At 34.6% G+C, this 12,395-nt stretch carries 20 protein-coding genes; 8 read left to right on the forward strand and 12 right to left on the reverse strand.

Annotation, left to right across the window (positions count from 1 at the left end):
- Positions 1-293: 293 nt before the first annotated feature.
- The 7 genes from MKY06_RS19135 to MKY06_RS19165 form a co-directional block, all read right to left on the reverse strand.
- Complete coding sequence (locus tag MKY06_RS19135) at positions 294-446, reverse strand: YjcZ family sporulation protein (RefSeq protein ID WP_013058439.1); 153 nt, start codon at positions 444-446, stop codon at positions 294-296.
- A 286-nt stretch (positions 447-732) separates the two neighbouring features.
- Positions 733-840, reverse strand: a complete 108-nt coding sequence (locus MKY06_RS19140) for a YjcZ family sporulation protein (protein ID WP_016766356.1) — start codon at positions 838-840, stop codon at positions 733-735.
- Positions 841-1,041: 201 nt separating this feature from the next.
- Complete coding sequence (locus MKY06_RS19145; protein ID WP_041816604.1) at positions 1,042-1,380, reverse strand: CotD family spore coat protein; 339 nt, start codon at positions 1,378-1,380, stop codon at positions 1,042-1,044.
- A gap of 182 nt (positions 1,381-1,562) precedes the next feature.
- Positions 1,563-1,751, reverse strand: a complete 189-nt coding sequence (locus MKY06_RS19150) for a hypothetical protein (protein WP_013058440.1) — start codon at positions 1,749-1,751, stop codon at positions 1,563-1,565.
- Positions 1,752-1,888: 137 nt separating this feature from the next.
- Positions 1,889-2,632, reverse strand: coding sequence for an HAD family hydrolase (locus MKY06_RS19155; RefSeq protein ID WP_057273790.1), 744 nt, complete (start codon positions 2,630-2,632; stop codon positions 1,889-1,891).
- Between the two features lie 223 nt (positions 2,633-2,855).
- On the reverse strand, positions 2,856-3,038 hold the full coding sequence (locus MKY06_RS19160) for a hypothetical protein (RefSeq protein ID WP_013058442.1): 183 nt from the start codon (positions 3,036-3,038) through the stop codon (positions 2,856-2,858).
- Between the two features lie 131 nt (positions 3,039-3,169).
- Positions 3,170-3,376 carry a hypothetical protein gene (locus tag MKY06_RS19165; protein WP_029323568.1) on the reverse strand — a complete coding sequence of 69 codons (207 nt, stop codon included), beginning with the start codon at positions 3,374-3,376 and terminating at the stop codon, positions 3,170-3,172.
- Positions 3,377-3,562: 186 nt separating this feature from the next.
- Between MKY06_RS19165 and MKY06_RS19170 the strand changes: the two genes are divergently transcribed.
- From MKY06_RS19170 to MKY06_RS19185, 4 genes are all read left to right on the forward strand, one after another.
- A complete protein-coding gene (locus MKY06_RS19170) occupies positions 3,563-3,727 on the forward strand; it encodes a hypothetical protein (protein ID WP_176525699.1) in 165 nt (54 codons plus the stop codon).
- Between the two features lie 57 nt (positions 3,728-3,784).
- Positions 3,785-3,976, forward strand: a complete 192-nt coding sequence (locus tag MKY06_RS19175; RefSeq protein ID WP_035439093.1) for a hypothetical protein — start codon at positions 3,785-3,787, stop codon at positions 3,974-3,976.
- Between the two features lie 310 nt (positions 3,977-4,286).
- Positions 4,287-4,496, forward strand: coding sequence for an alpha/beta-type small acid-soluble spore protein (locus MKY06_RS19180; RefSeq protein WP_013058452.1), 210 nt, complete (start codon positions 4,287-4,289; stop codon positions 4,494-4,496).
- A gap of 83 nt (positions 4,497-4,579) precedes the next feature.
- Positions 4,580-4,738, forward strand: a complete 159-nt coding sequence (locus tag MKY06_RS19185) for a hypothetical protein (protein ID WP_013058447.1) — start codon at positions 4,580-4,582, stop codon at positions 4,736-4,738.
- A gap of 220 nt (positions 4,739-4,958) precedes the next feature.
- On the opposite strand, the gene MKY06_RS19190 is transcribed toward MKY06_RS19185, so the two are convergent.
- From MKY06_RS19190 to MKY06_RS19205, 4 genes are all read right to left on the reverse strand, one after another.
- A complete protein-coding gene (locus MKY06_RS19190) occupies positions 4,959-5,591 on the reverse strand; it encodes an esterase/lipase family protein (protein ID WP_013058448.1) in 633 nt (210 codons plus the stop codon).
- Positions 5,592-6,012: 421 nt separating this feature from the next.
- Complete coding sequence (locus MKY06_RS19195) at positions 6,013-7,008, reverse strand: DUF3231 family protein (protein ID WP_289917116.1); 996 nt, start codon at positions 7,006-7,008, stop codon at positions 6,013-6,015.
- 167 nt (positions 7,009-7,175) lie between these two features.
- Positions 7,176-7,562, reverse strand: coding sequence for a hypothetical protein (locus tag MKY06_RS19200; protein ID WP_013058450.1), 387 nt, complete (start codon positions 7,560-7,562; stop codon positions 7,176-7,178).
- Positions 7,563-7,580: 18 nt separating this feature from the next.
- Positions 7,581-7,844 (reverse strand): DUF1292 domain-containing protein, encoded by a 264-nt coding sequence (locus MKY06_RS19205; RefSeq protein WP_013058451.1) that lies wholly within the window; start codon positions 7,842-7,844, stop codon positions 7,581-7,583.
- A 595-nt stretch (positions 7,845-8,439) separates the two neighbouring features.
- Here MKY06_RS19205 and MKY06_RS19210 point away from each other — a divergent pair.
- The 4 genes from MKY06_RS19210 to MKY06_RS19225 all read left to right on the forward strand — a co-directional run bounded on the left by MKY06_RS19210 (position 8,440) and on the right by MKY06_RS19225 (position 11,306).
- Entirely contained in the window at positions 8,440-8,649 is a 210-nt protein-coding gene (locus MKY06_RS19210) for an alpha/beta-type small acid-soluble spore protein (RefSeq protein WP_013058452.1), read from the forward strand.
- Positions 8,650-8,980: 331 nt separating this feature from the next.
- Positions 8,981-9,493: a DUF3231 family protein gene (locus MKY06_RS19215; RefSeq protein WP_013058453.1), complete on the forward strand. Its 513-nt coding sequence runs from the start codon at positions 8,981-8,983 to the stop codon at positions 9,491-9,493.
- A 549-nt stretch (positions 9,494-10,042) separates the two neighbouring features.
- The gene (locus MKY06_RS19220) at positions 10,043-10,831 is read left to right on the forward strand and encodes a hypothetical protein (protein ID WP_055990542.1); all 789 of its coding nucleotides are present in this window, start codon (positions 10,043-10,045) and stop codon (positions 10,829-10,831) included.
- Between the two features lie 4 nt (positions 10,832-10,835).
- Complete coding sequence (locus MKY06_RS19225; RefSeq protein ID WP_013058455.1) at positions 10,836-11,306, forward strand: hypothetical protein; 471 nt, start codon at positions 10,836-10,838, stop codon at positions 11,304-11,306.
- 479 nt (positions 11,307-11,785) lie between these two features.
- Here MKY06_RS19225 and MKY06_RS19230 read toward each other — a convergent pair whose 3' ends face one another.
- Complete coding sequence (locus tag MKY06_RS19230) at positions 11,786-12,190, reverse strand: hypothetical protein (RefSeq protein ID WP_289917142.1); 405 nt, start codon at positions 12,188-12,190, stop codon at positions 11,786-11,788.
- Positions 12,191-12,395 lie beyond the last annotated feature (205 nt).

Here is a 12,395-nt window from a genome sequence, read left to right on the forward strand (position 1 = left end):
TCCTCTTATCATTATTTTACATGATTTCTCCAAAACAAAGAGGTGAATTTTCAACTAAACTTATTTCAAATATTCATGGTTCTTATGCTGAGTATAATAACTTTCATACTTTAGGAATCGTATGTTCAATTCTTTTATGTAAAAAACTCCATAAACGCTTAGTAACAAGCTGTAAACCATTGGTTAACGCAGCAGATGTGAGTACTAATCACTATACATGTCCCCATTTAACAAATAAAAAAAGCTAGCATAAAGCTAACTTTTTTAAGTTAGAGATAAAGGCAGGCTAATAATTAGCAACCGCCAAATCCTCCCCAACAAGCACAGCCAATAATGATTAATAAGATAAACAGCACGATAATTAAAGCAAAACCACTGCCACCGCCGTAACCGCAGCCGCCGCCATAACCATAGCCACAACCTCCGCCATAACCGCCAAAGAACATAAACTTCACCTCCTTCTCGTTCATACATTTAGCATATGATGAAAAACGAAATTTGCTCCACGAAGTGGATAGACTACGTTTTATATCACTATAAATAAAAAATAATAACCTTTTAGTTTCTTTTACATACAATGAAGCATCCCCAGATCCCATATATGAGTTTTACTCCCTCTGCAATAGATTGTTTGAATTCCGCCCAATCAGTTCTATTGCGTATAAAAGCAACCCCGCACAACCTAGAATAAAAAAGTCTTTCTCAAATTAGAGAAAGACTTTTTTATTGTTATTAATAGCCAAATCCGCGGCCGTAACAGCTGCATCCAATAATGACAAGAAGAATAAACAGGACAACTAATAAAGCAAAACCAGAACCAGCTCCACCATAACTAGACATACAAACACCTCTTTTCGTTGTATTTAACTAAAGGAAAAAACTTTAAATATACATGGGTTAAGGTATTATATGTAGACATAGCTCATATCGATTGGATTTTGGTCTAAAATAGGCTACTTTGTTTAGCGACAGCTAAATAACATCATAAATTTCACATAGTAAAAACCCTTCATTGTTAAAATGAAGGGGCTTTTTTGGCTATTAGCACCAAGGCCGAGTTCTAGGAGGACAGCTTGGAGCACAAAAATGTTGATGCGTTTCCTGATATACAACGGATTCTGTATGCGGGAATGAGTGCATATATTTATAATTTTTTTGATAAACATTTGTGGTATGGCTAGGATGCACCACTGGAACAAACACATCTTGACCAGTAAAAGATGTGTTTTGCTTAACTGGGTCATACTGAGCAGGCATGGTTTGAGGAGGCAATTGACCACAAGGTTTAGATTGAGGATAACCGCAGTTACCTTGCTGAGGATACATAGCCCCTTGATAATCACCGTAATTAGAGTGCTGATAAGGATAGTTGTTTCTCATATTAAAAATCTTCTCCTTGCTGTTAGTAGACTCCTATTACTGTATCTGAAACAACCATAGAATGTTTTGGGAAATACCTAAAAAAGACCCTAATTATTTAAGGTCTTCTTTACTAAGAGAAAAAGAAATGTGTACCCTTAGTTAGCTATGATATTAAGAAATAGAAGGTTTTTTTATGTCCATTATTCCTCAAGATTCACATCCATCGCTGCGTTATCAATATTATTTAAAATGGTTTTGTTTTTATCGTCTAATTCATTGCGTAAAAGTGAATTACGCGTCGCTTCGTATAAATCGTAACTTCTTTCATCAACTGGAGAATTATGATCTTCACATATCATTTTTTCTGATTCTTTGGATTGATCTGCCATATCAGTCACCTCCTGTGTATATTATGTGAGTTGATTAAGAAAAACATAAGAACTTTATCTGCTTATTGTTGAGTAAGGTTTAGATTTATATCAACGGTTAGCTGCTTCTGTGCATTGTGTTTACATATGACCTAGTATTAGGTGGACACAACCGTTTCTTGAGCATGCTTTTGGATGATTTCTGGAACTTCCAGCAATGAATTAACGGTTATCAATTTACCTTTTGGCGCAATATCAATTTTAACTTGGTTGTAGCTCCATTCCAGTTCAGAAGGTACGTGAATCGCATGTATTCCAACTTCTACTGCCGGTCTTATATCGGTTTTTAATGAATTGCCAATCATCCAAGTCTTTTTTGGATCGTACTTAATTTGGTTTAGTATTTCTTTTAATGCAGGTGTATCTTTTTGTTCAGAAATGAACACTCTTTTTTCAAAGTATTTAGCTAGCTCTAGCTGAACAATTTTTCTACCTTGATTTTCCTCGTCTCCACCTGTGTGTAAATAGAGATTATGTCCTTGTTCTTTAAGCTTATCTAATACTTCATACATATTTGGCAAAGGCTCTATCGGTACTTCAAATACACTTTGACCAATTTTCTTGACTCTTTCGACTCTATCTTCATGGATATCTTGATGATTTTGTTCACTAAAAAATAAATAAGTAGCTACTAATGATTCTGGAAAACGAGAAGAGTGAAGGCCATACTTTTCTATACTTTTTAAATCTATCTCTAACTGCTTTTGTTTTATTTCTTCCTTAGTCAGATTCTCAAACCATTCCTGCAATTGAGCCACAAAAGCATTTATGGTGTCTCTAAAATATTTATTACAGTGAACAAGCGTATCGTCTAAATTAAAAATTAAGGTTTGCTTCTGCATTTCGTTAAATCCTTTCTACAATCGATGTACAGACAGTATATATGAAAAAACACTAACCACTTTTATTACCTATCCACACCTAAAACCAAGATGAAATCTCCAATACGTTAGGAATAAGCAGTTGATTTACTATACTGAAATGAGAATATTTAGTGGAAAGATCCTTCTAGCATATAAAATAGAAGGATCTTTTTATAAGATAAAAAGCAGCAGGATACTCCTGCTAATAAATATAACGTTCAAAATGTTCTCTATTCATATTTGTTTTGAACGTAGAGGTACTCAGTCCTGAACGATTTATTAGCGGTTGGCTGCCTTCGTCTTCTTTAGGTATATTCATTTCAAGACCTTGTATAGTGAAAGGATCATACATATACGTTGTTCGTTCAGTTTCTGTATGCGACATTAACTTCACCTCTATTAATAGTCCTCATTTTTTAAACCATGTTAACTCGTTTACAGCAGGTTCTCTAATGAAAATATCTACGTTTCGTAGGTCTTTTCGCTAAAAAGATCCGCCGTTTTCTACTTTTTTTATTAAGTTGTAATTTCTTGTGGCTCTTCACCTTCAAGGTCAGTAAAGAAATTTTCTAAGGTTTCCCTCGGGTCAAGGGCACGCCCATCTTCTTCGACAATACGGTTAAGCGTAGGATCATTATTGCTATCTTTATTTTTATAGTTGTTATAATCAACTCTTTCTGCAATTCCTGAATTATCAACGCCTTCAAAGTCTTTCTTTGGCATAAAAACACCTCCTAGCCATATTGTTTGAAAATTTGAAGATAAAATAAGTGGAAGGTTAAGTTATATTTTTATTTCCCGAGAATTAAATAGATACTTGTTGCTAAGAGACATGTACAACATGCTTAATTTTTTTACGAAATGGGGAAACTAAAACGTCAAAATTTAATTTACTGAGGAGGAATATAAGTGGAAAGAAATCCAAGCACAAGACAGTTTCAGGATGATTTTGAGCAGTATCAAATACCAGAGTCAGTAAAGCAACAAAAATCAGGAACTTATCGAGTCGGATTTGAATCAAACACTGGAATTGAAAAAGTACAGAATCAGCAAGAAGGAAGAGAAAATAAATAAGTTTGGGCATTTTATACTTTTACATGACGAGGAGGGCGTCTCATGGATCAATAAAAAATGTTAGCAAATGAATTAAGTAACATGCTTACAGAAAGTAAGCTGCCGATTACAATTGAAGAAGATATCCATGAAATTTGCAGAGGTTTACAATCAGGTGAAATCAGCGTGAATGATTTGAAAGAAAAAGACCCTTTTGTTGTAAATGCAGTTCAAGAAGCAATGGATAGAATAACTAAACACAATTCTTAAAATAGCTATAGCAATCATTTTTATTAAGCCAAAGACTAACTCTTTACAGAGTTAGTCCTTTGTCATTCAAATAGTATACCCATGAACGTGAAAAAAGAATGACAAACGAGTTGTCATTCTCTCTCCTACACATGGCAAGCGTTTAGTTTTTAGTCACAAGGAAATGAAACATCTAATCCCACTTTTTACAGTGTCGGTTGTTTCTAAAAATTAGTATGTCATCCTAACAAGGAAATATACATCCATTATTTACCACGAATACATTTCTTCCACAATAGGAAACTTAAGAAAAACAAGGAGGTGACACAACATGGCAAACAACAAAAGCAGCAACAACAATGAATTATTAGTATACGGTGCTGAACAAGCAATCGATCAAATGAAATATGAAATCGCTAGCGAATTTGGTGTAAACCTTGGTGCTGATACAACTGCACGTGCAAACGGATCAGTAGGTGGCGAAATCACTAAGCGTCTTGTGCAATTAGCTGAGCAACAACTTGGCGGCGGACGTTTCTAAGACAACTTTATAATTGATGGCTGAAGGAAGAATGGGGACCCATTCTTCCTTTTTGTACGAATAAAAAAGGAAGGAGAGAGTATATGCAGCAACATCAATTAGCTAAAGAAAAGGCGGGTTTTACTGAGAAACCAGCAGCTTCTGCAACAAATGCACAAAAAGTAAAACAAGAAATCCAAAGAGACGTAAGTGAAGGACAAGGTGCAATGACTTCTCGAGAAGCAGGCGCAATGCGCGATTGAAAATCAATTTGAGCGGTTTTTAATCCTCGATTCTTTGTACAAAAACTTAAAAAAGTACCTCGATTAACTAAGGTACTTTTTTAAGTTTGCTCTATTTCGACGTGGGAGCTGCTTTGACTTCGGTTGTGTTTCATCGGGTACATGCTGTTGAAAAACAAAGGCAAACAGTGTAATCCCCAATATATAAAAGTCGAGCCTGTCTTGTCCAACTGAAAAATAATTAGTTTGTATTTTGTCCACCGCCATTCAGCCCTTCTTTTATGTACGCGTTAACCTGACTATTTGAAAGCAATCCAATATGTCCAATGCCATAAAGTTGAATATTTCTTGCTCCTTGCAGCCTAGAGAGACTATTAACAACAATTTGATCATTTATGCTGTAGATCGACGTATAAAGAATTTTTTGATTAAGATCTGTACCTGGGAGTGCTGTCGAAGAAACTAAACCATTCGCCCCTCCTAACGTCACGACATTTTCAATCTTATTCCCTCCCCCTAGATATTTAATATAGTACAGCGTGTTTGCTCCCCCCATACTATGAGCAACAATATCTACCTTCTTAGCTCCCGTCTCTTTCAACACTTGATCAATGTATCGAGCAAGCTGAGGTCCATTATTCAAATTGTTGCCTGTCTTATCTATAAAATCAATAGCATAAAGATCATTGCGATCCCACCCTTGAGCGATTAGATAGTTTTTGATAGCAATAAAGTTATAGGACGCACCGCTGATTCCATGAACAAGAACAACCGGATTGTGGTTTGCTTCGGCCTTAGCATTCGAAGGCTGAATTCCTAATGCAGATACAACCAGGGATAAAGCAAAAATTAATGCGACAAACGTTTTCTTCATTTCTTTTCTCCTCCTCAAAATGTGTAAGTAACAACCTCCATAGATTATATATAAAAATCCTAATATGGTAAACTTATACTTATAAGGTATTTAAAGTTATATTCATTTGTTATCTGTGGTATTTTTTTATAGTAGCTTATATGATAATGAGCATCACCTACTTCTATTACGTTAGATCCTTTTTATAATTAAAAAAATCCCCCCGGAAATAATTTTGATAGACCGTACGAAAAATAGGCTTATAGTTTGTTTTCTTTTCTTGATTACTGTCCGTTTTATGTTAACTAAAATACTATATACAACCTAAACACAAAAGAACTACTGCTCCTGAACAGTAGCTCTTTCTCTTTATACGTAATATTTTAAAACACCTTCAGTAGCATGCTCGGAGGATGAAACATTATTTACTAAGAACGTTTTTCTAATCATCTAACCTTTTACGGTCATCTGCTTGAGGAGGCTGTTCCATCCAGTGATTATCAATCATATCTTTCCCAATACGGCTATAAATCCACAAGCTATCCAAGGCCGCCTTTTCATAGTGTGCTGAAATATCAGCTCTCATACTTGCAATGAGAGCTGCGTTATAATAAGTAACTGCTACACCAAAAAGGAAACCTGTTTGAAGAAGCATAAGCCGATCTGAAAAAGGAGAAATATTGGAATTTGTAACCTCTGTTTCGCATGATTGAGGTAGATGAAGGTTGTCTTTGGTTAATAAGGATGAAAACACATCAATGTGTTTGTTTTTTACTTGCAGGCTTTTTTCTAATAATGCTCGTACGTTTTGATTTTTTGAAACTTGTGAAAAGCCAAGGATCATCGCTTTCGCAATAAATGTTCTGTGTAAATTAAAATAAGCATGTCCACTTTCTATTGTATTTATCGGTCTCTGTTTACCGAACACATCTGTTACATAGTGGTAGTGTTTAATCATTTCCACCTTGTTCGGTGTTATGTAAGTAGGTGGTTGCTGATAAAGTTGTTTTGAAATAAGAAGATCCTTAGTTTTTTTATAAATCTCCATCGCATTAAGGTTGCACTGATAATAAAAATCAACAATGTCTGGACGTAAGGAAGTCGTAAAAGATAAACTCATTTCATTATGTCCGTGTGTGCTCATCATATAAAGGGATTTAAGACACAAAACGTCCGTAAATAGAGGAGGAGCTTCTAAGTTTACGTCTTCTTCTGTAAATCCTTTAGGAATAGGAAACTTCTCTTTCTTAAATAATGCTTTTAAAGTATCTATGTGTTTAAGTGAATAGTGAAGAGCTGTTTGAAAAAGGCTATGTATCTCAGGATCTTGGATCGTGTGAAGCATATATTTATTTACACATATAGATAATGTTTCACGGATATAGTGTGTCCATAAATTTGCCATTTCAGGAGATGTTAATCGATTCTTTTTTTGCAATTTTCTGTTCCTCCGTATCAAAGCCATTTTTTCTTAGCTTCCCCTCCTTTTAAGCTTTCATACAAGTTAGCTTTCATACTAATATTTCCTCTAAAAAAGAAAAAGCTGCTCAAATGAGCAACTTTTTAAAAACACATACTTAAGGAAAGATATTGAATAAATCAAGATTAATTATTTTTTTGTTTATATTCTGCATCAAAAGAGTTTTCACCGGCATGAACAGACAGCAAGGTATCAGCATAGCCAACTAGCCTGTTGACCAGCTCATCTGCAATTGCATAAACAAGAGGGTGGATTTCTGTTCTAAATAGTGCTGGATCATCTAAGATGACTGTAGTGTTAATAAACACATCTCTATTTCCATAAAGGTTATAATGAATCATTGCTTTTCCTGCAGCTCCACCTGTTCTTGGATCTTCATAACCTGGAAGAAATACGTACCATTCTTCTGCTGTAGCAGACCGGAAATTTTTCGTAAAGGTCATTCCGTTGATCACTTTTTCAATCTGCGTTTTTTGCTCCAAATGAGCTGCATCTACAATTTTCTTCTTCATAACGCACTCCTCATCACATTAACGAAATTCTTCGTCAGCAGGCGTAGCCTCTACAGCGATTTGATAAGCATCTAAAATGGAGTCACGTTCCTCAGGATCGGTCAATCCAACAAGATATTGTTCACCCTTTTCATCTTCAACGCGCATCAACAGCGCTTCCCCGTTCGATTGCAGCAAAGCATAAGTCTGATTTCTCATATCAAATAAAGCCTCAACTGCGTATTGTTTTTCAATACCTTTTTCATCTTCAATGGTTATAAGATCTCTTTCCCTACTGCTCACTTTTCGTTCACCTCCACTAAAAATCTTCCCGGTTACTTTACCCGTTCTTCTCTGCTTCTATAATCGTACAAAATGAAATTCAATAGCGAAGGCGAATAGGGAGTTTAGTTATGGATATATCTAAAAAATAGTTATTTATCCGTCTATTGGAGAATGAAACTTTAAGAAATGATTAAAAAAATGTTTTTACAATATCGTGTTGTGAATGACATTCATGGCAGTACCAATTAATTTCTAAAGCATCTTCTGTGAGGGTATGTATAGTTTCTTTTCTGCACTTTTTACAGTATTCTTTTTTCTGACGTGTCTTTGACAATATAACCCCTTCCTCTCTTGCATTTTTAATTTTATGCTTCGTATAAAAATAACCATTGATACGGTACCTAAAGAGGATTGCAATAGCAATTGCAATCCTCTTCTCACATGGCAACTTTTAGATAACAAGGAAATGAAACATCTAATCCCACTTTTTACAGTGTCGGTTGTTTCTAAAAATTAGTATGTCACCTTGATCAAGAAATAAACATCCATAATTTACCGTGTATATACTTCTTGGCCCCTAGGAAACTTAAGAAAAACAAGGAGGTGACACAACATGGCAAACAACAAAAGCAGCAACAACAATGAATTATTAGTATACGGTGCTGAACAAGCAATCGATCAAATGAAATATGAAATCGCTAGCGAATTTGGTGTAAACCTTGGTGCTGATACAACTGCACGTGCAAACGGATCAGTAGGTGGCGAAATCACAAAGCGTCTTGTGCAATTAGCTGAGCAACAACTTGGCGGCGGACGCTTCTAAGACAACTTTATAATTGATGGCTGAAGGAAGAGTGGGTATCCACTCTTCCTTTTATTATGGACATTTTCTATTTATCGTCATAAGCAGAAAGCCACATAAAGCATGACAAAACAAAAAACTGCCAAAGAAGGCAGCTCTCTGTATAACAAGGGTATTGTGACTTATGCCCTTATAGGCAGCTTGAATAGTATACGTAAAATAGTAGATTGTATTCACTGATAAAATTCTTTTTTTATATCTAGAAGAATAATGAAACATGATATGGAGACGTTAAGTGTGTGCATAGTAAGAAAGGTGGCACATTATTATGAATATGTTAAGGAGGATAACAATGGGTATTTTAAGTGGAAATCCTACAGATGAACCGATGCATTATGGTGAAGTATTTGGAACATGGTCGTTTCTTTCTGCTTCAAAAGGATTAGTAGCTGGTTATCAAACGTTTCTAAATCATGTAGGAGACAAGGATCTACATAAGTTGGTACAAGAAACGATTGAACAATGTCAGCAGGAAATGAAAGGTGTAGAAAAGCTATTAAAAGAAAATGGAGTGGCTTTACCTCCAACTCCGCCTGAACGTCCAGAAGCTTGTTTAGATGATATTCCAGTAGGTGCACGTGTTCAAGATCCCGAAGTTGCTGCGGCTATTTCACTGGATATAGCTGCTGGTCTAGTTGCTTGTAGTCAACTGATTGGCCAATCTATTCGTGAAGATATCGCAGCAATGTTTGGTCAAATTCACATGCAAAAAGTAGCTCTTGGTGGAAAGTTTTTGCGACTTAACAAAGAAAAAGGCTGGTTAGTTCCACCACCTCTTCACAAGTCAAAAAACACGGATTGTTGATAATGAAATTACTATAAAACGTGAAGATTTCACTTTAAGTGAACCATACCACATGCTACGAAACATTGCTTGGAAATCCTCATTTAAGGTGTATTTTTCTTTTTAGTACATGAGTTATTGATAACTTGAGCAAACTACTCAAGATGCAATAGAGAATTATCAACACAACATCTATATTTCAACGACTAGGAAAACTACTGCACAGGAGCAGTAGTTTTTTCCGTTTTTATGTTGTATAGAATATAAAAACATAGTGAACATAATGCTAGATCATGAACAAACGAGTCAAGACGCTATGAAGCATCTAACTACTTCTTTATTAACATAATACCAATTTTCAAAAATAACATGTAAAGAAGCTCTCTATGGAAAAATAAAGAGCTTTTTCTCGTCAACGAATTCTCCATTTTGATAAAGATTAAGTGTATATCAATGGATTGCATAAAATAAGTAAACAAGACCATATTAAATATGAATACTAGGTATAAAATTAAATATGAATGATAGGTATAAAAAGTATAATCCATTCCAAATTATGGGAGATTGTATATGGATAATTATAAAAATGACAATACTGCAAGACGCTATATTGCTCATGTTAGTACCTTTGGAACGACTCAAATTCATTTAAGAAACCCCTATATTGTTGCTTGGTGGTCAGCAGCTTTTCCAGGGTTTGGGCACTTACTACTGTCTAAATACCTTCGCGGCTTTGTATTATTTATATGGGAGGTCATTATAAACCTTAAATCTCATGTGAATTTAGCCATGATTTATTCTTTTCAAGGAAACATTGATATGGCCAAAGACGTGCTTGATACAAGATGGCTTCTTATTTATATTCCCGTTTATATTTTTGCTATATGGGATAGTTACCGAACAACCGTTGATTTAAATAAAATATACGTGTTAGCTGAAAGAGAAAATCATCAGTTCAACTCCTTTAGTATAGGATCCATGGAAATAAACTATTTAGATAAACGGAATCCCATCTTATCCGTTATCTGGTCCTTGTTGATGCCAGGTCTAGGACAACTCTATATTCATCGGATCATTGGTGCTTTCTTTGTTATCATTTGGGCAGTCGTTTTCTTTTATTATTCTCATCTACTTGAGGGTATTTCTCTTCTATTTTTAGGAGAAATAAAACAGGCTACTTCCGTTTTAAATAAAGAATGGTTGTTATTTTTTCCTTCTCTATATGGTTTTGCTACCTTTGATTCCTATATGAATACCGTTGAGAATAATAAACTTGTTGAAAGAGTGCAGAAAAACTTCTTCGAGAAAATGTATCAACACCCAAGCTTTTGTATTGTGAAAGGAAAAAAGGTGGAGTGAAAATATGCAAATCTTTTCTACATTTGAATACTCCAGTTACATAGAATTAGCTATTTCCGATCTAGAAAAAAAAGGAATAAAGAAAGAGGACATATTTATCGTTCCTCTTAATAATAGAACGGAAGACCGCCGGATTTTTGATAGCCTTCATCGAGCAGATGGTGTTTCTCTTATTGATTTAGGAATGGCTCTAGCCACAGCCTTTTCAGTCATTGGTGCAAGTATTGGTTTTAAACTAAGCTGGGGACCTATTTATTGGGGGATTATTAGTGCTTTTAGCGGATTTATCTTAGGATTAGGAATTAAAATATTTATGTTTAAAGTAATCAGGAAAAATCAACGGCTTCTACGTGGCAAACATTCCGAAGTCATACTCATTGTTGATTGTCATGCTGCGGACGCCGAAGCGGTTGAACAAACTTTGTGGAAAAATCTTGCCTTAGGTGTTTCAAAAGTTAGACCTGATGGCTTATAAAAATAAGTCATCACCGTACAATATAATGGCCAGATACAGGATGAATGAATTACTATTCAGGATTAGAGATAACTTCCTTAACACATTGAGGAAGTTTTTCTGTTTTTAAGCTGTATACTCTTTAGTTAGCATAATGTCATTTATTAGAACCAAAAAAGCTGTATGAAGAATCTTATTCAGGCAGTCTTCTGTTTAAAATTTTATTGATTGCGACTCTCTAACTTCTGCATATTTTCCCATATCATTTGAATTTATTAAATGTCATTACAATTTCCTTTTATTTCTTAATAAAATAACAATCGATATCAAAGCAACAGTATTAATTAATTCTAAAAGAGGACTTATTCTGTCTAAAAATAAACTAATCATGTTCTATAACATTTGCTTCTCACAACCTTCTAATTAAAATCAAAAGATTAAAAACAAATTATAAAACTACTTTTAGACAACCTATTGAAATATTTCAAGAAAAAACACTGTTAATCGGGAAGTTCTAAAAAATCATCTAAGTGTGTTTCAAGCTCAACTTTTATATCGCTAAGTGACTCACCAACTAGGTCTCCTATTACTTTGCTTCCAAAGATTTTTTTCGAGAGTGGTATACCTAAAAACGTACGGCTACATTTCCAAACTACTACGTTATAAAAATCAAGCATATCTCCTTCTATATCATCATTGATAAATATAATGACTACAGATTCATACCCTTTATCAAAATGATCACCGTTCGTAACCTCAAACTTCACAAAAAGGTCTAAGTTTTGTTTCTGAAATAAAGGCGTATATATTTGTTCGAGTTTCATCGTGACATCTCTTAATTCTTGTTCGATTTTATTGATTCTGTTTCTTAGCTGTAATGTAAATTCTCTCTCACCGTATTTCATTTATAATCACCATTTTCCAAAATTAAGGTTGAGTAACAATTCTACGCATAAAAACAAAATTTCTGTATTGTATACTTCATACATTCTTAGTTAGCATACTCACCGCTATTGGTACTAATAAAAAAAGAGATTGAGACATAGCTAAATCAATCGAATCTACAGACGAACAAATGGGATAAATGAAACCTACATTCACCCTATCAAT

The organism is Priestia sp. FSL P4-0332, from assembly GCF_038005845.1.
In the GTDB taxonomy this organism is placed as follows: Bacteria; Bacillota; Bacilli; order Bacillales; family Bacillaceae_H; genus Priestia.

Bases quoted from the DNA above. Each gene is read 5' to 3' on its own strand.
- MKY06_RS19135 (WP_013058439.1), bottom strand. From the start codon at position 446: ATGTTCTTTGGCGGTTATGGCGGAGGTTGTGGCTATGGTTATGGCGGC.
- MKY06_RS19140 (WP_016766356.1), bottom strand. From the start codon at position 840: ATGTCTAGTTATGGTGGAGCTGGTTCTGGTTTTGCTTTATTAGTTGTC.
- MKY06_RS19145 (WP_041816604.1), bottom strand. From the start codon at position 1,380: ATGAGAAACAACTATCCTTATCAGCACTCTAATTACGGTGATTATCAA.
- MKY06_RS19150 (WP_013058440.1), bottom strand. From the start codon at position 1,751: ATGGCAGATCAATCCAAAGAATCAGAAAAAATGATATGTGAAGATCAT.
- MKY06_RS19155 (WP_057273790.1), bottom strand. From the start codon at position 2,632: ATGCAGAAGCAAACCTTAATTTTTAATTTAGACGATACGCTTGTTCAC.
- MKY06_RS19160 (WP_013058442.1), bottom strand. From the start codon at position 3,038: ATGTCGCATACAGAAACTGAACGAACAACGTATATGTATGATCCTTTC.
- MKY06_RS19165 (WP_029323568.1), bottom strand. From the start codon at position 3,376: ATGCCAAAGAAAGACTTTGAAGGCGTTGATAATTCAGGAATTGCAGAA.
- MKY06_RS19175 (WP_035439093.1), top strand. From the start codon at position 3,785: ATGTTAGCAAATGAATTAAGTAACATGCTTACAGAAAGTAAGCTGCCG.
- MKY06_RS19180 (WP_013058452.1), top strand. From the start codon at position 4,287: ATGGCAAACAACAAAAGCAGCAACAACAATGAATTATTAGTATACGGT.
- MKY06_RS19185 (WP_013058447.1), top strand. From the start codon at position 4,580: ATGCAGCAACATCAATTAGCTAAAGAAAAGGCGGGTTTTACTGAGAAA.
- MKY06_RS19190 (WP_013058448.1), bottom strand. From the start codon at position 5,591: ATGAAGAAAACGTTTGTCGCATTAATTTTTGCTTTATCCCTGGTTGTA.
- MKY06_RS19200 (WP_013058450.1), bottom strand. From the start codon at position 7,562: ATGAAGAAGAAAATTGTAGATGCAGCTCATTTGGAGCAAAAAACGCAG.
- MKY06_RS19210 (WP_013058452.1), top strand. From the start codon at position 8,440: ATGGCAAACAACAAAAGCAGCAACAACAATGAATTATTAGTATACGGT.
- MKY06_RS19215 (WP_013058453.1), top strand. From the start codon at position 8,981: ATGGGTATTTTAAGTGGAAATCCTACAGATGAACCGATGCATTATGGT.
- MKY06_RS19220 (WP_055990542.1), top strand. From the start codon at position 10,043: ATGGATAATTATAAAAATGACAATACTGCAAGACGCTATATTGCTCAT.
- MKY06_RS19225 (WP_013058455.1), top strand. From the start codon at position 10,836: ATGCAAATCTTTTCTACATTTGAATACTCCAGTTACATAGAATTAGCT.
- MKY06_RS19230 (WP_289917142.1), bottom strand. From the start codon at position 12,190: ATGAAATACGGTGAGAGAGAATTTACATTACAGCTAAGAAACAGAATC.